Annotated in this window: 26 protein-coding genes; 1 reads left to right on the top strand and 25 read right to left on the bottom strand. The window is 66.5% G+C overall.

All coding sequences use genetic code 11. The features are described from left to right. Positions 1-18: 18 nt before the first annotated feature. The 19 genes from BLR19_RS00450 to BLR19_RS00365 form a co-directional block, all read right to left on the bottom strand. Positions 19-435, bottom strand: a complete 417-nt coding sequence (locus tag BLR19_RS00450; RefSeq protein ID WP_255366345.1) for a DUF1003 domain-containing protein — start codon at positions 433-435, stop codon at positions 19-21. A 147-nt stretch (positions 436-582) separates the two neighbouring features. Further along, positions 583-1,521, bottom strand: coding sequence for a DMT family transporter (locus tag BLR19_RS00445; protein ID WP_091745919.1), 939 nt, complete (start codon positions 1,519-1,521; stop codon positions 583-585). 118 nt (positions 1,522-1,639) lie between these two features. Beyond that, complete coding sequence (gene ssb / locus BLR19_RS00440) at positions 1,640-2,137, bottom strand: single-stranded DNA-binding protein (protein ID WP_017504124.1); 498 nt, start codon at positions 2,135-2,137, stop codon at positions 1,640-1,642. 168 nt (positions 2,138-2,305) lie between these two features. Beyond that, on the bottom strand, positions 2,306-2,728 hold the full coding sequence (locus BLR19_RS00435) for a hypothetical protein (RefSeq protein WP_091745916.1): 423 nt from the start codon (positions 2,726-2,728) through the stop codon (positions 2,306-2,308). After that, on the bottom strand, positions 2,728-3,399 hold the full coding sequence (locus tag BLR19_RS00430; protein WP_055753196.1) for a hypothetical protein: 672 nt from the start codon (positions 3,397-3,399) through the stop codon (positions 2,728-2,730). The genes BLR19_RS00435 and BLR19_RS00430 overlap by 1 nt, the downstream gene beginning before the upstream one ends. A gap of 81 nt (positions 3,400-3,480) precedes the next feature. Continuing rightward, the gene (locus BLR19_RS00425) at positions 3,481-6,189 is read right to left on the bottom strand and encodes a glycoside hydrolase family protein (protein ID WP_091745913.1); all 2,709 of its coding nucleotides are present in this window, start codon (positions 6,187-6,189) and stop codon (positions 3,481-3,483) included. 60 nt (positions 6,190-6,249) lie between these two features. Further along, complete coding sequence (locus BLR19_RS00420; RefSeq protein WP_055753194.1) at positions 6,250-7,074, bottom strand: flagellin; 825 nt, start codon at positions 7,072-7,074, stop codon at positions 6,250-6,252. A 135-nt stretch (positions 7,075-7,209) separates the two neighbouring features. Continuing rightward, the gene (locus BLR19_RS00415; protein ID WP_200932932.1) at positions 7,210-7,491 is read right to left on the bottom strand and encodes a FlaG family protein; all 282 of its coding nucleotides are present in this window, start codon (positions 7,489-7,491) and stop codon (positions 7,210-7,212) included. 84 nt (positions 7,492-7,575) lie between these two features. Beyond that, positions 7,576-8,313, bottom strand: a complete 738-nt coding sequence (locus tag BLR19_RS00410; RefSeq protein ID WP_055753193.1) for a flagellin — start codon at positions 8,311-8,313, stop codon at positions 7,576-7,578. 111 nt (positions 8,314-8,424) lie between these two features. After that, positions 8,425-9,228 (bottom strand): flagellin, encoded by an 804-nt coding sequence (locus BLR19_RS00405; RefSeq protein WP_066629912.1) that lies wholly within the window; start codon positions 9,226-9,228, stop codon positions 8,425-8,427. A gap of 140 nt (positions 9,229-9,368) precedes the next feature. Then, positions 9,369-10,112, bottom strand: coding sequence for a flagellin (locus BLR19_RS00400; RefSeq protein WP_055753191.1), 744 nt, complete (start codon positions 10,110-10,112; stop codon positions 9,369-9,371). A 287-nt stretch (positions 10,113-10,399) separates the two neighbouring features. Further along, positions 10,400-11,218, bottom strand: a complete 819-nt coding sequence (locus tag BLR19_RS00395; RefSeq protein WP_055808061.1) for a flagellin — start codon at positions 11,216-11,218, stop codon at positions 10,400-10,402. Between the two features lie 218 nt (positions 11,219-11,436). Then, entirely contained in the window at positions 11,437-11,628 is a 192-nt protein-coding gene (locus tag BLR19_RS00390; protein WP_091745911.1) for a hypothetical protein, read from the bottom strand. Continuing rightward, positions 11,579-12,058 (bottom strand): hypothetical protein, encoded by a 480-nt coding sequence (locus tag BLR19_RS00385; protein ID WP_176758242.1) that lies wholly within the window; start codon positions 12,056-12,058, stop codon positions 11,579-11,581. Before BLR19_RS00385 ends, BLR19_RS00390 begins: the two co-directional genes overlap by 50 nt. Beyond that, complete coding sequence (locus BLR19_RS00380; protein WP_091745908.1) at positions 12,055-12,438, bottom strand: M15 family metallopeptidase; 384 nt, start codon at positions 12,436-12,438, stop codon at positions 12,055-12,057. The genes BLR19_RS00385 and BLR19_RS00380 overlap by 4 nt, the downstream gene beginning before the upstream one ends. Beyond that, entirely contained in the window at positions 12,435-12,704 is a 270-nt protein-coding gene (locus tag BLR19_RS00375; RefSeq protein ID WP_255366342.1) for a hypothetical protein, read from the bottom strand. The genes BLR19_RS00380 and BLR19_RS00375 overlap by 4 nt, the downstream gene beginning before the upstream one ends. Continuing rightward, the gene (locus BLR19_RS14735; protein WP_176758241.1) at positions 12,701-12,856 is read right to left on the bottom strand and encodes a hypothetical protein; all 156 of its coding nucleotides are present in this window, start codon (positions 12,854-12,856) and stop codon (positions 12,701-12,703) included. The genes BLR19_RS00375 and BLR19_RS14735 overlap by 4 nt, the downstream gene beginning before the upstream one ends. Further along, on the bottom strand, positions 12,853-14,289 hold the full coding sequence (locus tag BLR19_RS00370) for a DUF2793 domain-containing protein (RefSeq protein WP_091745903.1): 1,437 nt from the start codon (positions 14,287-14,289) through the stop codon (positions 12,853-12,855). The genes BLR19_RS14735 and BLR19_RS00370 overlap by 4 nt, the downstream gene beginning before the upstream one ends. 143 nt (positions 14,290-14,432) lie before the next feature. After that, entirely contained in the window at positions 14,433-14,894 is a 462-nt protein-coding gene (locus BLR19_RS00365; RefSeq protein WP_091748990.1) for a DUF4112 domain-containing protein, read from the bottom strand. Between the two features lie 68 nt (positions 14,895-14,962). Between BLR19_RS00365 and BLR19_RS00360 the strand changes: the two genes are divergently transcribed. Further along, positions 14,963-15,916, top strand: a complete 954-nt coding sequence (locus BLR19_RS00360) for an endonuclease/exonuclease/phosphatase family protein (protein WP_091745900.1) — start codon at positions 14,963-14,965, stop codon at positions 15,914-15,916. Here the strand turns inward: BLR19_RS00360 and BLR19_RS00355 are convergent. Genes BLR19_RS00355 through BLR19_RS00330 form a run of 6 tightly spaced genes read right to left on the bottom strand, consistent with a single transcriptional unit; the run spans position 15,894 to position 20,755 of the window. Next, positions 15,894-17,105, bottom strand: a complete 1,212-nt coding sequence (locus tag BLR19_RS00355; RefSeq protein ID WP_091745897.1) for a CCA tRNA nucleotidyltransferase — start codon at positions 17,103-17,105, stop codon at positions 15,894-15,896. The two genes, BLR19_RS00360 and BLR19_RS00355, sit on opposite strands and share 23 nt — an antisense overlap. Then, a complete protein-coding gene (locus BLR19_RS00350) occupies positions 17,102-17,764 on the bottom strand; it encodes a CoA pyrophosphatase (protein WP_091745894.1) in 663 nt (220 codons plus the stop codon). The genes BLR19_RS00355 and BLR19_RS00350 overlap by 4 nt, the downstream gene beginning before the upstream one ends. Continuing rightward, complete coding sequence (locus BLR19_RS00345; protein WP_091745891.1) at positions 17,761-18,306, bottom strand: DUF1285 domain-containing protein; 546 nt, start codon at positions 18,304-18,306, stop codon at positions 17,761-17,763. The genes BLR19_RS00350 and BLR19_RS00345 overlap by 4 nt, the downstream gene beginning before the upstream one ends. 38 nt (positions 18,307-18,344) lie before the next feature. After that, positions 18,345-18,839 carry a GNAT family N-acetyltransferase gene (locus tag BLR19_RS00340; protein ID WP_091745888.1) on the bottom strand — a complete coding sequence of 165 codons (495 nt, stop codon included), beginning with the start codon at positions 18,837-18,839 and terminating at the stop codon, positions 18,345-18,347. A gap of 60 nt (positions 18,840-18,899) precedes the next feature. Beyond that, on the bottom strand, positions 18,900-19,673 hold the full coding sequence (locus BLR19_RS00335) for an enoyl-CoA hydratase (RefSeq protein WP_091745884.1): 774 nt from the start codon (positions 19,671-19,673) through the stop codon (positions 18,900-18,902). Continuing rightward, a complete protein-coding gene (locus tag BLR19_RS00330; RefSeq protein ID WP_091745880.1) occupies positions 19,670-20,755 on the bottom strand; it encodes an MBL fold metallo-hydrolase in 1,086 nt (361 codons plus the stop codon). Before BLR19_RS00330 ends, BLR19_RS00335 begins: the two co-directional genes overlap by 4 nt. Between the last annotated feature and the right edge of the window lie 41 nt (positions 20,756-20,796).

Below are 20,796 nucleotides of genomic sequence, written 5' to 3'. Positions count from 1 at the left end.
TGGCCCGCTGGACAGCGTTCAGCGGGTCTCTTTTTGTGCGAGCAGACGGCGGATCAGTTCAGTCTGCTCCTCCTGCCGGGCGGTCAGGTGCTCGACCTTTTCCAGCAGGGCCATGATCTCGATCTCGGCCTTCAGATTGACCTGATAGTCATTGCCCGCGTCCAGCCGATCCTTTGACGCCTGGCGGTTCTGGCTCATCATGATGACCGGCGCCTGGATCGCCGCCAGCATCGACAAGACCAGGTTCAGGAAGATGAAGGGATAGGGGTCGAAGGCTTCCTTACGCAGCAGCAGGTTCAGCCCGGTCCAGATCGCCAGGAAGACGCCAAACGCGATGATGAAGGGCCATGAACCGCCGAACGCCGCAACCCGATCGGCCAGCCTCTCTCCAAAGGTTTGGCGGTCGTCGAAGGTCTCGTTGATGTCTTCGGACACAGGGCGACGATCGGCGGTGCTCTGAACGACGACGGCTTCGTTCGCCGGAAGATCGTGCTTCGCCTTGCCCAGCCAGCGGCGGGAGACGTGGTCGGCGTCGAGGGGGGGCGTGATGCATGACGGGCTCCTGATAGGATCAGGAACAGATCAAGCCTTGGCGGCCCCCGCACGCAAGCCCCGTTCGGCCAGGGCCACAAGGGCCACCCCGCCCATGGTGATGGCCGATCCCGTCAGAATCTGCGGCGTTAGGATATCGCCCATGAAGCTCCAGCCGATGAACATCGACACCACGGGCGTGACCAGCAGATAGGGCGTCACCCGCCCCGCCTCGCGCCGCTGGACCAACCAAAACAGCAGGGTCGTCGCCAGCACGGACGACACGACGCCCGCCCACAGCAATGAGGCCCAGACCATGGGCGTGGCGCTCTTCACCGCCTCCCACTGGCCATGCTCGAACACCGCCGAGCCGAAGGCCATGACGGGAAAGGCGCCCAGCGCCAGCAGACCCTGCATCTTTAGCGGCGGGATGGAGGTGGTGCGACGCGCCACCACTGTGGTCACGCCCCAGGCGGCGCCGGCCGCGATGGCGACCAGAATGGCCTTCCAGTCCTGCAGCGCATGGGCGTCCAGCGTCATCCAGGCCACGCCGACGAAGGCCACGCCCATTCCGACCAAGGCCGCCTTGGACAGCCGCTCGCCCAGGATCAGAAAGGCGAACAGGGTGGTGAAGGGGATCCACAACTGGTTGGCCACGGTCACGGGGCTGACGTCCGTCGCCAGCCAGTAGGCGGTGTAGGCCAGGCCGTACTGGATCGGCCCGCCGATGATGACGATCAGCATCAGGCTCTTCCAGTCCGGAAACGGCGGCCGCACGAAGGCGATCAGACAGGCGGTGGCGATGCCGAACCGGATGGCGCCGACCAGCAGCGGCGACAACTCCTGCGTCGCCAGCTTGGCCCCGGCGTTGTTAACGCCCCACACCACGATGATCGCCACGATGGCGGCGATTTCCAGCCCTGTCAGGGCGTGAGGCCTGTTGGGCAGGGGCGCGGGCGCAGGCGCAACTTCGGAACGGACGTCGGTCATGACCGCCCTATGGCACGGTGCGACTGCCGCGTCGGCTCACTTTGGATGACCTCAGGTTTCCGCTCAGAAATCCGGCTTGGCGACCGCTCGCACCGATCGCCGAGCCAAGCAGTCAGTCTCAGAACGGGATGTCGTCGTTCAGGTCGTAGCTTTCCTTGGGGCCGCTCGGCTTGTTGGCGCCGCCGGTGGAGAAGCCCGAGGAATAGTCGTCATCGCCGCGACCACCGCCGCCGCCGTAACCACCGCCTGACGAGCCGCCTTCCGAACGGCCGCCCAGCATGGTCAGTTCACCCTTGAAGCGGCTGACCACGATCTCGGTCGAATATTTCTCGACGCCCTGCTGGTCGGTCCATTTGCGGGTCTGGAGCGCGCCCTCGATGTAGACGGTCGAGCCCTTCTTCACATAGTTCTCGACTACCTTGACGATGTTGTCGTTGAAGATGACGACCCGGTGCCACTCGGTCTTTTCCTTGCGCTCGCCCGAGGACTTGTCGCGCCAGGTTTCCGAGGTGGCGATGGACAGGTTGGCGATGCGGTCGCCGTTGGGCATGGAGCGGATTTCGGGGTCGCGCCCCAGATTGCCGACCAGAATGACCTTGTTGACGCTGCCCGCCATGGAAACTTCCTTCTCGTGTGAGGCGGCGACGACTTCGCCTGCCCCGTCAATTCAGTCCGATGTCTGACCGGGGCGGCGGCTCATCGCCAGCCCTTTCGACAGCAAACCCGCTAAATCAGTGGATAAGCATTAACCGAATGTTCCACTTTCGTTCTGGCCACGCAAGTCCTACTTCGCAGCGGGGTCGGCTGCGATGGCGATGGGACGACCCGTCTCGTCGCGCTGGATAGCGCCGGGGATGGCCAGACGGCCGTCGCCGGTGCGGGCCATAGCGAAGAAGCGGCTGCCGTTCAGGCTCTTGCCGATCTTGACCCCCTCGCGGTCCACGAAGATGAAGCGGCCCTGATAGGCGCCGGCGATTTCCTGGTTCGATCCTCCCATGCGCAGGAAGCGAAGACGCATCTCCTCCAGCCGCGCGGCGCATTGTTCAAGTTGCGGCTGGTCATCGGCGATCTTCTGCAGGCGCGGCGGCGCATTGTCCGGCGTCGCCACGAAGTAGCAGGCGCCCTCGGCGAACTCATATTTGGGTTCGTTGGAGCAAGCGCCCAGCAGAGCGATCCCGGCGACGGCGGCGAGGGCGACGAAACGCATCAGTTCATTCCCGTGAATTGGCAGTTGCGATCCTGCTCGGCCAGGGTCCTGAAACGGTTGTTGTCATTCGACTGTTCCACCCGACGTGGCACCAGACGCAGGGTCGTATCGCCCCAGCGGCCGTATTGGGCGTCGCCCGGTCCAACGCAGGTTCCGGCGTAAAGCGCCTGAACGCAGGCGTTCAGGCTCATGTTCGGCGAAAGGGTGCGCCAGTCGGAGCCGGTGTGGCGCAGGCAGGGGCTGCCGCTGGCCACGGGTGTGGGACGCGGCGCAGGCGTCTGTTCGACGGAAGCCGGCGGTGGGGTCTGGGCCATCTCGACGGCAGGCAGTTCGGGCGGGGGGGCGAAGGCGGCGGTCGGGGCGGCGGCCAAGGCGCCCGTCGCGTCCAGCCCGACGTCCAGAGCATCCGTCGCCAGTCCATTGCGCTGGGCGCAGACCGCCAGGGTCGCCATGCCGACGAACTGACCATCGACGAAGCAGCGCAGTTCCCGCGTCGGTTCCAGCGTCGGCGCCTCGGCCAGGTTGACCACAAGACCGCCCTTGGACGCCGGCGGCGCTTCCGTCGTCTTGTCGCCGCCGCCCGTAAAGATCAGGGCGAGCACGACGGCGATGACGATCGCCACGCCGGCGCCGACCAACAGGATGACGCGGTTGTCTTTCGGAAGGGCCATGAACGGGCTTTCGCGGATGAGGAGGTCAATAACTCCGACCCGGCCTCGGGCGTCAACCGCCTTGACCGGTCCCGACCGCGATCAAGCCGTCAGGCGGCTCAGCGCAGCCTGATAGTTGGCCAGTTGCGTCTGCTGGTAGGCGGTCGAGGAGCCGTTGCCGGTCTGTGTGTTGGTTATGCCGCCGGTCGATGGCGCGAGGGCGCGATAAGAAGACCGGACCGCCGTCATCGCCTGAGCCAGCGATTCGATGGCCGCCTTTATCGAGGCGGGATCGTTCAGGTTCAGCTTGTTCGACAGGTTCAGCCCATAGGTCTTGATCGCGTCCTTGTCCGGCTTCACCGGACCGACGAAACCGGGCGTCAGGCCAAGCGCGCCCAAGGCGTCCTTGCCGATCGCCCCAGCGGAGATGACGGCGCCGTCCTTGTTGGCCGCCGTCTTGATTTCCAGGCGCTGGACAATGGGTTTGGCTTTCAGGTCGGTGATGACCTTGGCTTCCAACTGGCGGCCAGAGGCGGCGTTGATCTTCTTGGCCAGGCTTTCCAGCGTGTCCTTGGCGTCGATGGTCACGGTAACGGCGCGGCCGCCGGCTGCGGGGCTGATCGAAAACTGATCGCCGACGCGGGCCGAGGTGGCGACGGTCAGCAGCTTGGAATCCGCCTGCATGATCTGGCCTTGAGGCAGGCCGAGGCGGTCGAGCACGCTGGCCCCGCCCGCTGCGATGCTCAGGCTGGTCGGCTTGGCCTGATCGCCGTCCGCGCGCCAGGTTCGGTTCGATTGGACCTGGCCCGTGGCCAGATCGATCTGCGCGAGATAGCCGGATGTGGGGTCGTCCTTGCCGGCGCCTTCCGCCCGGTTCGTGCCGGTGATCCAGACCTTGCCGTCCTTGATGGCGACGTCGGCGGCGGTGTCCGCGCCCGCCCCGCCGAAATAGGTCAGTTGGTCGCTGGCAGAGACCTGAAGGTCGGTCGACAAGGTGGCGATGAAGACGTCGCTGCCGCCGGCATGGACGTTGGTCACGGTAAAGATATCGAGGGCGGTGTTTTCAGTATGGCCGGTCACCACGACCTTGCCGTTCTCAACCGATATGCCGGCGATCGCGCCGCTGGCGTAGCCAAGGTCACGCGTCGAAGCCAGGCTCGGCACGCCGTCGGCGTCCAGGGTGAAGCGGCGCACGACCGCCTTCCCGTTCTCGACACCGGCCGTGTAGAGGTCGTTTCCTGACACCGTCATGGCCTGAACGGAATCGTCCCCGCTGGTGCCGAACTGCACGGTCGCGACGTTCACGCCCACGTCGGGGCCGTTGATCTTGATCGGCTTTTCCTGGAAGGCTTGAAGATAGGAATCCCAGCCGCCCAGGGCCGCATTGCCCGGCATGGCCGATTTCGACCGGCCGGCGACATAGACCATGCCATCGGCGCCGAAGCGAACCTCGGTCGCCTCATCGGCCGCCTTGGCCCCGCGACGCTGGGTCCACAGTTCCTGGCCTGAACTGTCGAAGACCGAAACGAAACTGTCGGCCACGGACGCGTTGTCGCCGCTCTTGCCGGGTTCCAGCGCCCCGGTCACGGATCCGGCCAGGGCAACCCGGCCGTCATCATCAATGGCGATCGAGAAGCCGTTGGCGCTGGAGGCGGCGCCGAGCAGCTTGGTCTGCATCAGATTGCCGGCGGAATCGTATTTCATCAGGGCGACATCGCGCGCACCCTTGATCGGCTGGCTGGCGTCGCCCGCCGTCAGTTCGGCGACGACCCAGACGGAGCTATCCGGGGCCACGGCGCTGGCCTTAACCGCGGCGATGCCGTCGGGAAGGTTGGCGTGCCCCACCCTGCCCTCGACCCAGAACGGATCGTCCACGCCCTGCTGGGCGGCCGGCGCCGCGCCGCCGTCGGCCTGGAACTTCAGCAGTTGGCCCGCCGTGCCGGTCTTGCCGACCCCTTGCGTCACATAGACGGCGTCGGAGGTTTCGACGGCCTGGAAGCTGATGGCCTCGCCGGTCCCGCCATTGACCTTCAACGCCCACCGATCCGGTCCGGCAGGCAGGGTGATGGTCTTGGTTCCGCTCTTGACCGTCTTGGGCTCGGCGGGGATCAACTGAGCGCTGATGCGCGTCGCGACGCCCGCGTCCTCCAGCTTGCCGTTCATATAGGCGGTGACATTGGCCAACGACCGATCGACCGCGCCCATTTCGGACAGGTCCATGGCGATCGCCTGCTCCCCGGCCGCCGTCTTGACGGTCACGGAAAACTTCACGTCACCCTCGAACGCCTTGACCGAGGCGGTGGGGTCGCCGTCGTGGATGGGGGCGGTGACGAAACTGGTCGGCGCCCGTTCCAGCGCATAGGTGCTCTTGACCGAGGTCTGGGCCACACCCTGCACCAGCCGCATGTCTTCAAAACTGGCGGTGCTCAAATAGGTCGACAGTTCGGCCAGGCCTTCGCCGAATCGCTTGGACACCAGGGCGGCTTCCGACGCGCTCAACCCCTTGACGCCGGCACGGTCGGCCAGAGCGCCCAGCGTGTTCAGGCCCTGATACAGGGCGAACATCTTGCGGTAGTCGGTGGAGACGCCAGCCAAATCCAGGCTGACATTGCTCTCGTCGATCAGGCGGCGGCCGCCCAGAGCCGCGCGGACCAGATCGCTGGCCTTCGCCGGTGTCGCCGTGGACGACCAAGGGGCCGTCGGCTGGGTCTTCTTGGTTTTGACAGTCGTGCTGGCGGTCGTGGTTACGCCTGACGACGACGTTCCCGTCGTCGTTCCGAAAAGACCCAGCAGATAGCTGTTGTTGATCATTCAGACGGCTCCGACCCTATCGTGCGGCGGGCGTCGATAAGGAACCGTTAAGCTGTCGGATCAGCCCTTGAACAGCGACAGGATGACCTGCGGCGCCTGGTTGGCGATCGACAGGGCCTGAACGCCGAGTTGCTGCTGGACCTGCAGGGCCTGAAGGCGGGCGCTTTCCTTGGCCAGGTCCGCGTCGACCAGATTGCCGATGCCGGCTTCCAGCGCGTCCGAGAGCTTGCCGACATAGGTGGTGTGGCGCTCGATTTGCTTGGATTGCGCCCCCAGTTCGGCCAGACGCGCGCTGCTGGTGGTGATGGCGGCGTTGACGGCGGCCAGTGCCGTGTTGGCGTTGGCCTGGCTGGTCAGGGTCGTGCCGGTCAGCGACAGGCCAGCGACGGTCAGGTTCTGACGATCCAGCGCGATGGTCTCGGCGCCGTCGGCGCTGGCCAGGAAGTTCAGCGTCGTCGTCGCCGAACCGTCCAGAATGTTGGCGCCGTCGAAGATGGCGTTGTTGGCGAACGAATCGATCGAGCTCAGCAGCGCCTGAAACTCATCATTGTAGGACGTGCGGGTGGCGGCGCTGGCGCTCGGGTCTGCCGCTGCGGTCGCCTTCTGCTTTAACTCCAGCAGGATGTCCGAAATCTGCTCGCCGGCCGCCAGCGAAACGTCGGCGATAGATGTCGCGCGGTTCAGGCTGGTGGTGACGGCTTCGAGCGATCCCCGGTCGGCGCGTTGACCTTGCGCGACCGCCCAGACCGCGGCGTTGTCGCGCGCGCCCTGAACCTTCAGCCCCGTGTTCACCCGGCTCTGCGTCGCCGCCAACTGGTCGTTGGTGCGGTTCAGATTCTGCAGGGCGATCATCGCCGAGGTGTTGGTGTGGATGCTGGTGGTCATGGCTTCAAGCCCCCGGACGTTCTGTGGGCTACAGGATTAACCATGAGTCGTAATCACATGGTTAACGCGCCGGAAACCATGATTGCGCCGTCCGGCGAGCCGGCGGCGTTAGAGAGTTTGAGCCCTCGCCTGTCGTCAGACGGCGGTATCGACCAGACGGCCTCCGCGGTAGGTCGGGTCGCTGTTCAACTTCTCGACATCCTCGCGCGGCAACTGGCGGATCACCTCGCCCGTCACCCGATCCAGGACCTTGTAGACGAAGCGGTTGTCACCCACGGCCTCGATGGTCAGTCGAAAGCGGCTGGCGTCGTGGTTGTCGTTCCTGGCCGCCGGCGCGGGCGTTGCAGGCTGAACGGCGATGGGACCAACGGGAGGGATCTGAGCTACGCTTACTGATCTTGCGACATTGTCTGTCATGGCTCCACGCACAGGTCGTCCTGCGCCCTCTAGAGAAACAAACGATCAGCCGGAGCGGTCGCGAAACCGCTCCGGCCGCGCGTCTTAGCGGAACAGGCCCAGCAGGATCGAGCTGCCCTGGTTGGCGATCGACAACGCCTGCACGCCCAGCTGTTGCTTGGTTTGCAGGGCGGTCAGCTTGGCGCTTTCCTTGGCCAGATCGGCGTCCACCAGATTGCCCACGCCGGCTTCAAGAGCGTCCTGAAGCTTGTTGACGAAGGTGATCTGACGGCCCAGCGACTTGGACTGGGTGCCCAAGGTGGCCAGGGCGCTCGTCGTCGCCGAGATGGCGGCGTCGACGTTCGCCGCGGTGGCGTTAGCGGCCGTGACGCTGCCGGTGTTCACGGCGGTGATCGCCGCGTTCGAACCCAGTGCCGTCAGGCTGTTCACGCCATCGAAGGTCGCGCCGGAGATGGCCGAGGCGACTTCCAGACCCAAGGCGTTGTAGTCGGCCAGATAGGCCGTCTGCGCCGAGCCTGTCGACGAGGCGATGTTGACGGCAAGCGACTTCATCTCTTCCAGGGCGGAAGTGACGGAATCGCCGGCGGCCAGAGCCACGTCGGTGATCGACTGGGTGCGTTGCAGGCCGGCGCGAACGGCGTCCTGCGAGGCGGCGTTGGCGCGTTGCGACGTGGCGATCGCGAAGATCGCACCGTTGTCCTTCGCCGACGACACCTTCATCCCGGTGCTGATCCGGTTCTGGGTCGTGTCCAGCTGTTGGCTGGTCTTGTTCAGGCTCTGCAGAGCGACTGCGGCGCCGTAGTTCGTATTGATGCTGGGCATTTCTAGCCCTCCTTTTCACTTCGTGAGAGCCCCGGCGTTTTGCCGGGGTGAGCGTTTTGCTCGGGGTTCAAGGCCACGACCCCGCCGCCGGGACGGCGAGGTCTCCGGGCCTTAGCGGAAGAGGCTCAGCAGGATCGAGCTGCCCTGGTTGGCGATCGACAGCGCCTGCACGCCCAGCTGTTGCTTGGTTTGCAGGGCGGTCAGTCGTGCGCTTTCCTTGGCCAGATCGGCGTCCACCAGATTGCCCACGCCAGCTTCCATCGCGTCCTGAAGCTTGTTGACGAAGGTGATCTGACGCCCGACCGACTTGGACTGTGTGCCCAGGGTGGCCAGGGTGCTGGTCACACCCGCGATCGCCAGATCGACGTTCGCGGTGGTGTAGTTGGCGGTGTTCGGCGTCGCCGCCGTGAACATCGCCAGTTGGGTGTTCGCGCTGACCGCCGTGGCGGTGCCCAGGCGATAGGTGCCGGAACCCGTCTGGACGTCGGTGGTCGTGCCTGCCGCCGTGTTCAACAGGTTGACCCCGTCGAAGCTGGCGCCGGCGATCGCGTCGTTGATTTCCTTGCCCAGGGCAGTGAAGTCGGCCTCGTAGGCCGTCTTCGCCGAACCCGTGGACGAGGCGATGTTGACCGCGAGCGACTTCATCTCTTCCAGGGCGGAGGTGATGGTGTCGCCGGCCGCCAGGGCCACGTCGACGATGGACTGACCGCGTTGCAGCGAGTTGCGAACCGCGTCTTGAGAGGCGGCGTTGGCGCGCTGTTGCGTGGCGATGGCGAAGATCGCGCCATTGTCCTTGGCCGAGGAGACTTTCAGGCCGGTGCTGATCCGATTCTGAGTCGTCTCCAGCTGGGCGCTGGTCTTGTTCAGGCTCTGCAGGGCGACTGCGGCGCCGTAGTTGGTGTTGATGCTGGGCATTTCTGGCCCTCCTTGTTCACTTCGTGAGATCCCCTGGCGTTTTGCCGGGGTGAGCATTTTGCTCAGGTCCGGGCGCCGGGAACCGACGACCGATCAGATGCGGCCTTGGCCCGACCGCCTTAGCGATCGGGCCGTGGGCCTTAGCGGAACAGGCTCAGTAGGATCGAGCTGCCCTGGTTGGCGATCGACAGCGCCTGCACGCCCAGCTGCTGCTTGGTTTGCAGGGCGGTCAGCTTGGCGCTTTCCTTGGCCAGGTCTGCATCGACCAGGTTGCCGACACCGGCTTCCATCGCGTCCTGCAGCTTGTTGACGAAGGTGATCTGGCGACCCAGCGACTTGGACTGGGTGCCCAGCGTCGCCAGCGACGACGTGACCGTCGCGATGCCGGCGTCGACCGCAGCCGTCGTGGCGCCCGCACGAGCGACGGAGCCGCCCGTCAGGCCCGTCACCGAGGCGACGCCCAGAGGCGTCGTCAGGCTGTTGGCGCCGTCGAACGAAGCGCCAGAGATCGCGGTGGCGATTTCCGCGCCCAAGGCGTTGAAGTCTTTCAGATAGGCCGTCTCCGCATCCGAACCGGCGACCGACGACTGGATGCTGACAGCGAGCGACTTCATCTCTTCCAGGGCGGAGGTGATGGTGTCGCCGGCGGCCAGGGCCACGTCGGTGATCGATTGGCTGCGTTGCAGCGAGTTACGCGTCGCGTCTTGCGAAGCGGCGTTGGCGCGCTGCTGGGTGGCGATGGCGAAGATCGCGCCATTGTCCTTGGCCGAAGACACCTTCATGCCGGTGCTGATCCGGTTTTGGGTGGTTTCCAGCTGGGCGTTGGTCTTGTTCAGGCTCTGCAGGGCGACTGCGGCGCCGTAGTTCGTGTTGATGCTGGGCATTTCTGGCCCTCCTTGTTCACTTCAGTGATTTCCGGCGTCGTTTTGCCGCCGGGAGCTTTTTGCTCGGTGAGTAAGAAGCAATTGCCGGGCCATTTCTGATCCGCACAAAAGCCTACAACTAACTGATTTTACTGGTTTACCTTTGATTTACCCTCCTTCCGACCCGGCAGCTCTTGCCGGGCTGGTCCGTGCACCAGGCAAGATTTGCCGGGTGCACGTCGAGTTGGTCTGCGCCTGTGCGGGTTCACCACACGGCGAAAGGCGAAGCCTTCAGCCCAATGGCGGGCTTAGTTGCGGAAGAGGCTCAGCAGTATCGAGCTGCCCTGATTGGCGATCGACAGCGCCTGCACGCCCAGCTGTTGCTTGGTTTGCAGAGCGGTCAGCTTGGCGCTTTCTTTGGCCAGGTCTGCGTCCACCAGGTTGCCGATGCCGGCCTCGGTCGAGTCCTGCAGCTTGTTGACGAAGGTCAGTTGACGCCCGACCGATTTGGACTGCGTGCCGATCGTGGCCAGGTCAGCGGTGATCTCGGTGATTGCCGCATCGACGATGGCGGTCGTGGCGCCGGCGCGGGCAGCAGTGCCGGCGGAGACGGCCGTGATCGGGGCGGCCGCTGCCTTGTCGGTCGTTCCGAAACCGATCTGATAGGTTCCGCCGCTGACGTTGGTGGTGATGTTGGTGGCCGTGGTGGTGTTCCACAGGTTGACGCCGTCGAAGGTTGCGCCCTTCAGCGCCGCGTCGATTTCCTTACCCAAGGCGTTGAAATCAGCCAGGTAAGACGTCTCCGCGGCCGAGCCGGCGACCGACGATTGAATGCTGACGGCCAGCGACTTCATCTCTTCCAGGGCGGCGGTGATGGTGTCGCCGGCGGCCAGGGCCACATCGACGATCGACTGTCCGCGCTGAAGTGAATTCCGAACCGCATCCATGGCGCCCATGTTGGCGCGCTGGGTCGTCGCGATGGCGTAGATCGCGCCATTGTCCTTGGCCGAGCCCACCTTCAGGCCCGTCGAGACACGGTTTTGCGTGCGCTCCAACATAGCGTTGGTCGCATTGAGGTTTTGCAGCGCGACAGCGGCGCCGTAGTTCGTATTGATGCTCGTAGCCATTTTGGCTTTCCTGTTCACTTCGTGTGATGTCCGACGCCATTTTAGCGTCAGGAGCGTTTTGCTCGGTCTTCAGGAGAGCAAGGGCGGGGCCAGTCCAAAATGCGACGCCAGCCAGACGCCGACATTGATTTCATTGAACTTATCTCGGCGATTTGCGAAACAACCCGGCAAGCCTGCACACCAGGCGGCAGAAGTTGCCGAGTCGTTTTTGCAGGGCGTCAGTCGCGGCGTCGCATCTGCGCGTCCTGCATCGCGCGTTCGGCCAACAAGGTCTCGACCGCCAGCCGCCGCGCCCCGTCGCAGGCCACGATTTGGGCGCCGCGCTGCACATAGGCCGCGTCCAGATCGCCGGCCGTCGGTTCAGCCGGCAGGGTCGCCAGCGCGCACGGGCGTGTCGTCGCCTCCGGCAAGACCAGTCGCGCCGGCGCAACCGTCGAGATTAGGGGCGATGCGGCACAGTTCGCCGTCATGGTCGCGCAGGCGATCAGCGCGGCGGTTGTCCAAGGTTTGGTCGGCATCTTCGGCGCTCCTGCTCTGGGCGACGGCGGCCGTGGTCGCCCGGTCCGCCGCCCCTGTGGTGTGGTGATAGTGATCGACGCGCTGGGCCTGAGCCGCGGCGCCTTCGGTCTCGATGCGTCGGGCGTCGGCCTGCGCCGCCGCCACGGCAGTCGCATCCCGCGCCTGAGTGCGCGCGGCTTCCAGACGCTTGTGCTGCAGGTTCAGCGGGTCCCAGCGAAAGCCGAGCCCGCCCAGCAGCACGACCCCCAGCGCCAACGCTGTCGCACCCACCACCAGCCAGCCGAGCGGCGTCACCGCCCGCAGTATCGATCCGGCGCTCATGGAAAAGCCTTTCGATCCAGCTCGAAATGCGGACCGTCCCGCAGCGTCTTCCAGTCGCCTCCCCAGATCAGAGGCGTCTTCAGGTCGAGCGCCGCCGCCTTGAACGCCTCGGCGATCCGGCCATACAGCGGCCAGTCCCATCGCACCTGCCCTTCGACCAGGGCGGCGACATCGACGGCATGGCCCGTCAGATGGCGCGAGCGCGTCGTGCGGCTGGCGCCCGCCTTGACCAGGGCGGCCTGACGTTCGGCCGAGCGCAGTCCCTCGGTGATCATGAAATCCACCGGCGTGCGCGCGATCGCCGCCTCGACCACCGCACTCAGGGCCGGATGCACGCCGACGAGCCGTGCCCGCGACCGGCTGGACAGACGAAGGCTCATGGTCGACCTCCGCTGATCCGCAGCCTTGCGGTGGCGATCAGGGTGATCAACTGCTGAGCGGTCGGCGCCACCAGATAGAGCACCAGGATCAGGGCCAGCAGGCCCATCAGCCCGTCCGTGATCCTGGGCAGCATCTCAGCCGGCGTCCGCCCGACCGTGCGCATCAACAGCACCCACAGTCCCGCACTGACGGCGAAGACATAGAGCCGACGGAACAGCCACCGCCCCTCCGCCAAGGGAATCGCCCCATGTCTGTGTCGGGTCATCGTTCGTCCTCCTCGTCATAGGTTTCGATGGCGCAGCGGCCGTCCCAGCCGGACTGGGCGCGCCATTCCCCGTCGCTGAGGCTGTCGGGCGCTTCCCACGCCTCGGCCTCCAGCACCTCGACCGGCTCAGCCGGATGTCCACGCCGGCTCATCCGACGACCGTGATCAGAACCGCGCCCGAAGCGCCCGAACCGCCTTGGCCGCCGAAGGTCAGACCCGCGCCGCCTCCCCCGCCCCCGGCCCCGAACAGCGCGCCTGAGCCGCCGGGGCCGCCCGCTGCGCTCGCTGATGCGTCGCCGCCCCCGCCGCCGCCGCCGACGATCGACAACAGCGGCTTGGGCGAAGCCTGCCCTGCAGCGCCCGCGAAGCCGCCGGCCGCGCAAAGGCCCGACCAGCCGCCCACGCCGCCCACGCCTCCGGCATAGGCGACACCGGCCGCGCTCAGACCGCCGCCTGCCCCGCCTCCGCCCGGCCCGTCCGCGCAGAGGGTTTCTGCGCCCGTCGCCGCCGTCGCGGTTGTCGAAGAGCTCCCGCCGGGATTGGCGAGCCGTTGGCCGATACCCCCTACTCCACCGACGCCAGGGCCGCCTGCGGTCCCGCCCGTCGCGCGCAACAGGACCGTGTCACCTGTCGCGACCTCACTATCGCCGCCCGACACGCCGCCGATCCCGCCGGCGCCGACCGTGATCGTCAGGACGCCGTCCAGATCGTCGGCCGACCAGCGTCCTAGGCTCAGCCCGCCGGCGCCGCCTCCGCCGCCGCCGAGACGCGACGCACCAGCCGGACCCGCCAGCCCTTCGCCACCACCGCCACCACCGCCCACGCAGGTCGCCTCGACCCAGCGCGCCCAGGCCGGCAGGGCATAGTCGTCATCGCTGGTGAATAGCGTCGTCTCGCGCCGGACCGCGCCTTGATCGAAGCCGATACGCCCCGTCGCGCGGTCCACGCGCCACACCGACCGCCATATCCCGGCGTCGTCGCAGGCCTTGAGGCTCAGGTCGTCGTCGCCGATCAGACCCAGCTCTGCGCGGGCGGCGTATCCGCTCTGGAACAGCAGCGACAGGACATCGCCCGCCGTCGTCTTGTTCAGCGTGAGGCGCAGGTCGCCGTCGCCGCCTTCCGCCTCACCGCGCGCCGTGAACAGGGCGGCGTTGATCTTGGCCGCCAGGGGATTGGCTTCGTCGGCGGTCGTCCCGAGACCCAGCCGCGTTAGGCCCTGCACCTCGCCCAGTCGCTGCCCCAGCGTGATCCAGCCCTCATCGGCCCGCACCACCACGACGCCTTCATCCAGGACGCCGGCGATCATGCCGTGCGGCGTCGTCACGACGGTCCAGCCGCCGCGCTCGAACCGCATCAGGGCGCCGGCCGCCTGCCCGGCCCAGGCTGCGCCTTCGGCCTCTTGCGGCAGGATATAGAGATCGCCATCCGACGCATCGGCCGGCTGGATGACCGTCGTGCGACTGACCACCGCCGTCTGCAACAGGGCGTCCAGCCGGGTCAGGGCCGAGTTCAGGGTCACATGCTTCTGCATCTGCCCCGCCGCCAGATAGGGCAGGTTAAGACGCGCGCTGAAATCGTCGCTCATTCTTCTCTCCGTTGTCGTGGAGATCAGTCTGGGCGCAGCCCTTCCTCAGGCCGGGAGACGGTCGGTGATTTGAATCAGGTCCTTGATTTCAGGCGGCTTAATTGCGGAGAAAACGATGGCTAGGCCGCCTCAGCCAGCGCATCTCAATCGTGCAGATAGATGATCCGCTTCAGCGTCTTGTCGTTTTGCACGCGGGCCTCGTGCATCTCGTGGTCGCCGGTGGCGCGCGCATTGGCCTCGGTGTCCTCGACCCAGTGGGTGCTTTCGATATGTTTTTGCAGCGCCCGCGCCGCCATCAGCTGTCCGGGAAAAAAGGTGTCGACGATGTCGCCTGCGATCGGCACCGTCCCAGTGGCGGTGTCGATGGCCATATAGGCCCCCATGCGCGCCAGCGTCGCCGGCGTCGCCTTGGCCCGCACGGCCTGAAGCATCAGCCAGCCGCCCGTCCCGACCGTGTATGCCGTGCCGACGACCGGCACCCAGGTCAGCATGGCGTCCAGCCCCATGCCGAACGGGCCGATGCCGATGACCCGGTCCGACAGTTTCTTGACGCCCTCGACATTGGACCAGATCTTCTCGATATCCCGGATCGACCGTCTGGCCATGTCGCCCTCCAAAGCGTCGCCTTAACGCTGGGCGAGGCTTCCTGTTCAATCCGTGAGATACGTCTTCGATGACCCTGATCAAGCTGGCGGCGAATGTGACGGCGAGCGCCCTGCTGCTGGGCTTGGCGGCTTTCGGCGTGGCGGCGCTCAGCGGCATCGGCCATCGCTGGGTGGATATCCTGGCGCAGTTCACATCGCCGGTGTTGCTGGCGGCCCTCGGCGTGACCGTGGTGTGTCTGCTCTTTCGCCTATGGCCGGCCTCGATCGTCGGTGGACTGGCGTGCGTGGTGCTGGCCCTGTCGGTCTGGCCGCAATGGACGCCGACCAAGGGCGTGCCGGTTCCCGACCAGCCGATCGTGCGGGTCTATTCGGCCAATCTGTATGTGTTCAACACCGACGTCGCAGCGATGCGCCGGTCCATCGCGGCCGCCGACGCCGACATACTGGTGCTGGTCGAGTTGGGGCAGGCGCCGGCGTCGAGGTTGGACCAGTTGCTGCCGGACTATCCCCACCGCGTCCTGATCGGCCAGGCGCGCGCCGGCGACCACGCGCGCTCGATCATCGCCTCACGCTATCCGATCCTGCAAGGCCTGCCCGAGCGTCCCGACGGCCTCAGCGCTGTAGGCGCGACGGTTCAGACGCCCGTCGGCCCGATCAACGTCTTCGGGGTCCACCTGACCCGACCCTGGCCCTATCAATATCAGTGGGGTCAGATCAGCCAGGTCATGGCCCTGGCCGAGCGGATGAAGGCCGCGCCAGACCATCCCGTCATCGCCGCCGGGGACTTCAACAGCGTCTCCAGCGCTCGAATCGGCAAACAAATCCAGTCCGACCTGGGCCTGGTCCCCGCGCCCGGCTGGCCCGGCACCTGGCCCAGCCAGATTCCCGCCTTCGCCGGCATCACCATCGACCAGATCTATCGCTCGCCTGATCTGGCCCTGATCACGCGCCGCCTGGGCGAGCCGACAGGATCCGACCACCGCCCCGTCATCACCGAGTTCACCCGCGCTCAGTCGCGATAAGGGTCTTCAGCCGCGCTTCATGACCCTCGGCAGGGAAGTCGTCAGCGACCCAGCCATCCTCGAACACCTTCAACACCCGTCCTGTCTCCGGCCCTGGCGTCAGGCCCAGACGCGCCAGATCGCGCCCCCCGACGGGCATCTTGGGCGGCGTCCAGTCGGCAGCCAGCGCCCGCAGCCGCGCGCCATCGCCCCCTCCGGTCGCCTCGGCGCGCATCAGCCGATCCTCGAACGCCCTGCGCCCCAACCTGTAGATCGCCGCCCGTGCTTCGGCGTCGCCCATCGTCGGCGAAACGGCAGGCCCGTCCGCGACCGCCGCCGCCAGCCGATCTCGGACCGCGTTCGACAATCTCAGACTACCCGCGATCTCCGTCACAACCGCCGCATTTGCTGGCAGCAAGGCCGACAGCCGCATCACAGGATCGTCGGTCAGATCACACAGCGCCTCGAACAACGGCAACGGCTGCACTTGCGGCAGCACCTGGGCCAGCACGCCGGTCTCGGCCATCGCCCGCACCGCCGCACACGGGTCGGGCGCCGCCAGCAGTTTCAACAGCTCCTTGGAAACCCGCTCGGCCGACAGCTGCGCCATGCCGCCCTTCAGCGCCGCGCACGCCGCCAGCCCGACCGCGTCCGGCTCTCCCCGCCCGTACCAGGCGTAGAAGCGGAAGAAGCGCAAAATGCGTAAGTAGTCCTCGCGGATGCGCGTCTCCGCCTCGCCGACGAAAACGATGCGCCCCGCCGCCGCATCCTCCAACCCGCCGCCGGTCGGATCGAACACCGTCCCTGCCGCATCGGCGTAAAGGGCGTTCAGACGAAAATCCCGCCGCGCCGCGTCCTCGGCCCAGTCCTCGGTGAAGGCGACCACCGCTCGGCGTCCGTCCGTCTCCACATCGCGACGCAGGGTCGTGATCTCATAGGGTCGCCGCTCCGACACGCCCGTCACGGTGCCGTGCTCAACGCCCGTCGGCACAGCCTTCAACCCGGCCGCCTTCAGCGCCGCCATGGTCTGTTCGGGCCGCAGGCGCGTGGCGATGTCGATGTCGTCGACCGGCTGGCCCAGCAGACTGTTTCTCACGCAGCCGCCCACGAACCGCGCGCAGCCCGCACCACCCGCCGCTTCCAGCGCCCGCATCACCGCCTGCGTCGCCTGGCTTTCCAGCCAGGGCTGTCCCTTCACAGAGACGCTCATGCCGCGTCCTCGTCGGCCGCCGACTCTGGCGCAGCCTCGTCGCCATAAAGCCTGACATGGAGAGCCTTCAAAATCCCCGCCGTCACGCCCCAGATGTAGCGCTCGCCCCAGGGCATGGCCCAGAACCAGCGCCGCAACCCCTTATCCAGATCGTAAAAGTCGCGACGATGGTTGGCGGCGTCCATCAGAAAGTCCCACGGCGTCTCGAACACCTCGGCGACCTCGTCCGGCGACGGCGTCGTTACCGGCGCCTCGCTCAGCCAGCCGATCACCGGGGTGACCAGAAATCCGGTCCCCGTCTCATAGGCGTCCGACAGGCCCAGCACCTCGACCGCCGACGGGTCCAGCGCCACCTCCTCGTCCGCTTCACGCAGCGCCGCCTGAACTGCGGTCTCGCCAGGATCCAGCCGACCGCCCGGGAAGGCGATTTGCCCCGTATGCCGCGCCAGGGTGTCCGCGCGCCGCGTCAGTAGCACCGTGGCCCCCTCGGGCCGCGCCACGATGGGGATCAGCACCGCCGCCGGCCGAAGTTCCTTGGCCGTCCGTGTCGCTTGCGGGTTCAGGTCGAAGTCCGACCGCGCCGCGACCAGTTCAGGCCGCCACGTCTCGACCGGCGCCAGCCGATCGACCAGCCGCGCCTTCAAGGTCTTCAGGCTCACGTCACCGCGCCCAGCGAGAAGACCTGGCCGCCCGACCGAACGACCAAGCGTCCATCGACCTCTTGGGCCATTTCGACCATTTCATAGAAGACCGACCGCGCGATGCGCGCCCACAAATCGCGTCGCACATGGATGCGCGGCGCCGGCTCGCCCGTCGTGGGATCGGTTTCAACGACGATGGGATCGGCCTCGCTCGCCCTCACCTCGTCCCCGACATCGGTGGTGAAAATCAGCGCGTCGCCTTCCCAACGCATCGCGACAGCCCGGAACGGCAAATCCTCGACGGTGATCTTCAGCTTTTCGACCGGCGTGACCAGGTGATAGCCGTCCGGGTCCTTCCTCAGCACCGTCGAGAACAGCCGCACCAATTCCTTGCGGCCAATGGGCGAGCCTTCGTGCATCCAGACGCCGTCCGTCCGGATGACGATATCGATGTCGCCGCAATGCTCGGGATGCCACAGGTGGACCGGCGGCAGCCCCTTGCCGGGCGCCTGTTTGGCCGCCTCGGCGACAGCGTTCAGTCCTGACTTGGGATTATCCATCCCCCTGACTTAGGCCCCGCGAACCGTGCGGGAAAGGGTCAGCCGATGCGAACCGAACCCGAAACCTGATCCACGCCGGTCCCCAACCACAGGACGCGGCGACGATCCACGGGTCCGGGCAGGATCGCCTCGGGCGCAGGTACAAATCCGAACCGCGCGAAATAGGCCGCGTCCCCGACCAGCAGCACGCCGCCGACGTCCAGCGTCCGTGCCTGATCCACGCACGCCTGAACCAGTTCGGCGCCCAGACCGTCGCTACGGCGGCCGGCGTCCACCGCGATCGGCCCCAAAAACAGAGCCGAGGTGTCTCCAACCACGACCGGCCATAGCCGCACCGAGCCCACGACTTCCCCGTCGCTCTTCACGACAAAGCCCGCGCTTGGCTGCGAACCTTCTCGCAGACGCTCGGCCGTCTTGGCGAACCGGCCAGGCCCGAAGGCGGCCATGACGAGTGCATCCACGCCTTCGGCGTCGGCCGGGGTCTCGGCTTGGATACGGCTTGCGGCCGGAGGTATGGAAAGGGCGTGCGACATCGGCGCGCGCACCTAGAAGCAAAGCTGCACCAAATCAAGGCAAGGCCTTGCGACGACCGCTCAACCCGCCTTCGAAAAGTCCGGCGCCCGCTTCTGCATAAAGGCCGTGAAAGCCTCCATCGCTTCGGGGCTCTTCATCTGAGAGCCGAAGGCTTCACCCTCACGCTGCATCAGCGCCCATAGACCTTCGACGTCACGCATCAGCCGCTTGGTCTTGCGGATAGAGTTGGGCGCTCGGGCCGCCACCTTGGCCGCCAGTTCCGCCGCCATCGCCTCGACCTGATCGGCCGGGACCGCGCGATTGGCGATACCCCACGCCAGGGCCGTCCGGCCATCCAGCGGCTCGCCCAGCGCGAACAGTTCGAAGGCCCGCTGATGCCCGATCACGGCCGGCAGCAAGAGGCTGGACGCCGCCTCGGGCGCCAGGGCCAGATTGACGAAGGGCACGGACAGCAGCGCGTCCTCCGCCACAACCACCAGATCGCAGTGCAGCAGCATGGTCAGACCGATCCCGACCGCCCGCCCCTTCACCGCCGCCACAGCCGGCTTGTCCAGATCCGCCAGCGCCTTCAGGAAACGAAACACAGGCATGTCGCCCGGCCCCGCCCCTTGCGACCCTAGGGCGATGAAATCCTGAATGTCATTGCCGGCCGAGAAGCTGTCGCCCTCGGCGCGCAGCAGCAGCACCCGCACCGCATTGTCGGTGCGCGCCCGCTCCGTCGCCTCGGCCAGGGCCGAATACATGGCCTGGGTGATGGCGTTCTTCTTGTCGGCCCGGTCCAGGGTGACGGTCAGGACGCCGTCGGCCAGTTCGCTGCGGATATGTTCGCTCACGTCGTTTCCTCGTCCTGTGCGACGGCGCTCCACCAATCGACGCCGCTCTCGTCCCGCGTCCGCTGGGCGCGGCCGCGTCGTTCCAGATAGTTCAGGTGCGCCTGGGCCTCGCCCGTGGCCATGCCCAGCACCCCGTCCCCGACCGCTCGACCGAAGACGGCGGAGAAGCCGTCGATCACCCTAGACGGTTGACGCAACGTCCGCTCAAGCCGTTTCAACGCGACCTCATGCCCTCGCTTCAGGGCATCGAGCCGCGCGTGGACGCCATAGAAGGGTTCGCCATGCGCCGGCAGGACGAACGCGCCCTCCGGCAACAGCGCCCTCAGCTTGTCCAGCGAGTCCATCCAGTCTCCCAGAGGGTCGGCTTCCGGCTCCGTCGACCAGACCGAAACATTAGACGAAATGCGAGGCAGGATCTGATCCCCGACTATGAAGACGTCGTCCGACCGCCGCCACAGGCAGACATGCTCCGGGCTGTGGCCTGACCCGACGACCACGCTCCAATCGTCTCCACCGATCTGAACAATGTCGCCGTCGGACAATCGCAGATAGCTGCGCGGCATTGTCGACACGCCCTTGCCGAACCCGCCGTAGTCGGCCCGCCAGCGCGCGATCTCCTCATCGCCCCAACCCGCCGCACGATAGTGCCGCTCACCGTCCACCGGCGCATCGCCCGCCTCCTCGGCCATCAGCATCCTCGCGGTCACATACTCCAGTCGCGACATCAGCAACGGCGCGCCCGACCGCTCGCAAAGCCAGCCCGCCAGTCCGATGTGATCGGGATGCATATGGGTGCAGATCAAGCGCGTCACGGGCCTGCCGCCCAGCGCGCCATCCAGCGCCGTCTCCCATGCAGCAACGGTCGTGGATGTCTTCAAACCCGTATCGACGACGACCCAACCGTCGCCGTCCCGGATCGCATAGACATTCACGTGATCCAGTTGAAACGGCAGGGCAAACCTCAGCCACCGCACGCCTCGCGCGACCTCGATCGCCTCGCCCGCGCCGGGCACGGCGTCGAACGGATAGGTCAGGCCCCGCCCATCCTTCGCGGCCGTCGTCGGCGCCGTTCCATCAGCCAAGTCAGTCTCCAATCGAAACGCGCAGATACTTAGCCCGTGTC

It is taken from the genome of Brevundimonas sp. 374 (genome assembly GCF_900102995.1).
GTDB classification, from domain to species: Bacteria; Pseudomonadota; Alphaproteobacteria; order Caulobacterales; family Caulobacteraceae; genus Brevundimonas; species Brevundimonas vesicularis_C.
This window is presented reverse-complemented; position numbering and strand designations above follow the sequence as displayed.

What these genes read in the sequence shown, in the direction of transcription:
- BLR19_RS00380 (WP_091745908.1), bottom strand. Translation starts at nt 12,438, where the DNA reads ATGAGCCTTCGTCTGTCCAGCCGGTCGCGGGCACGGCTCGTCGGCGTG.
- BLR19_RS00405 (WP_066629912.1), bottom strand. Translation starts at nt 9,228, where the DNA reads ATGCCCAGCATCAACACCAACTACGGCGCCGCAGTCGCCCTGCAGAGC.
- BLR19_RS00385 (WP_176758242.1), bottom strand. Translation starts at nt 12,058, where the DNA reads ATGAGCGCCGGATCGATACTGCGGGCGGTGACGCCGCTCGGCTGGCTG.
- BLR19_RS00355 (WP_091745897.1), bottom strand. Translation starts at nt 17,105, where the DNA reads ATGAGCGTCTCTGTGAAGGGACAGCCCTGGCTGGAAAGCCAGGCGACG.
- BLR19_RS00365 (WP_091748990.1), bottom strand. Translation starts at nt 14,894, where the DNA reads ATGGCCAGACGGTCGATCCGGGATATCGAGAAGATCTGGTCCAATGTC.
- BLR19_RS00375 (WP_255366342.1), bottom strand. Translation starts at nt 12,704, where the DNA reads ATGACCCGACACAGACATGGGGCGATTCCCTTGGCGGAGGGGCGGTGG.
- BLR19_RS00370 (WP_091745903.1), bottom strand. Translation starts at nt 14,289, where the DNA reads ATGAGCGACGATTTCAGCGCGCGTCTTAACCTGCCCTATCTGGCGGCG.
- BLR19_RS00435 (WP_091745916.1), bottom strand. Translation starts at nt 2,728, where the DNA reads ATGCGTTTCGTCGCCCTCGCCGCCGTCGCCGGGATCGCTCTGCTGGGC.
- BLR19_RS00410 (WP_055753193.1), bottom strand. Translation starts at nt 8,313, where the DNA reads ATGCCCAGCATCAATACGAACTACGGCGCCGCAGTCGCTCTGCAGAGC.
- BLR19_RS00415 (WP_200932932.1), bottom strand. Translation starts at nt 7,491, where the DNA reads ATGACAGACAATGTCGCAAGATCAGTAAGCGTAGCTCAGATCCCTCCC.
- BLR19_RS00420 (WP_055753194.1), bottom strand. Translation starts at nt 7,074, where the DNA reads ATGACCACCAGCATCCACACCAACACCTCGGCGATGATCGCCCTGCAG.
- BLR19_RS00445 (WP_091745919.1), bottom strand. Translation starts at nt 1,521, where the DNA reads ATGACCGACGTCCGTTCCGAAGTTGCGCCTGCGCCCGCGCCCCTGCCC.
- BLR19_RS00345 (WP_091745891.1), bottom strand. Translation starts at nt 18,306, where the DNA reads ATGGATAATCCCAAGTCAGGACTGAACGCTGTCGCCGAGGCGGCCAAA.
- BLR19_RS00425 (WP_091745913.1), bottom strand. Translation starts at nt 6,189, where the DNA reads ATGATCAACAACAGCTATCTGCTGGGTCTTTTCGGAACGACGACGGGA.
- BLR19_RS00400 (WP_055753191.1), bottom strand. Translation starts at nt 10,112, where the DNA reads ATGCCCAGCATCAACACGAACTACGGCGCCGCAGTCGCCCTGCAGAGC.
- BLR19_RS00430 (WP_055753196.1), bottom strand. Translation starts at nt 3,399, where the DNA reads ATGGCCCTTCCGAAAGACAACCGCGTCATCCTGTTGGTCGGCGCCGGC.
- BLR19_RS00340 (WP_091745888.1), bottom strand. Translation starts at nt 18,839, where the DNA reads ATGTCGCACGCCCTTTCCATACCTCCGGCCGCAAGCCGTATCCAAGCC.
- BLR19_RS00360 (WP_091745900.1), top strand. Translation starts at nt 14,963, where the DNA reads ATGACCCTGATCAAGCTGGCGGCGAATGTGACGGCGAGCGCCCTGCTG.
- ssb (WP_017504124.1), bottom strand. Translation starts at nt 2,137, where the DNA reads ATGGCGGGCAGCGTCAACAAGGTCATTCTGGTCGGCAATCTGGGGCGC.
- BLR19_RS14735 (WP_176758241.1), bottom strand. Translation starts at nt 12,856, where the DNA reads ATGAGCCGGCGTGGACATCCGGCTGAGCCGGTCGAGGTGCTGGAGGCC.
- BLR19_RS00395 (WP_055808061.1), bottom strand. Translation starts at nt 11,218, where the DNA reads ATGGCTACGAGCATCAATACGAACTACGGCGCCGCTGTCGCGCTGCAA.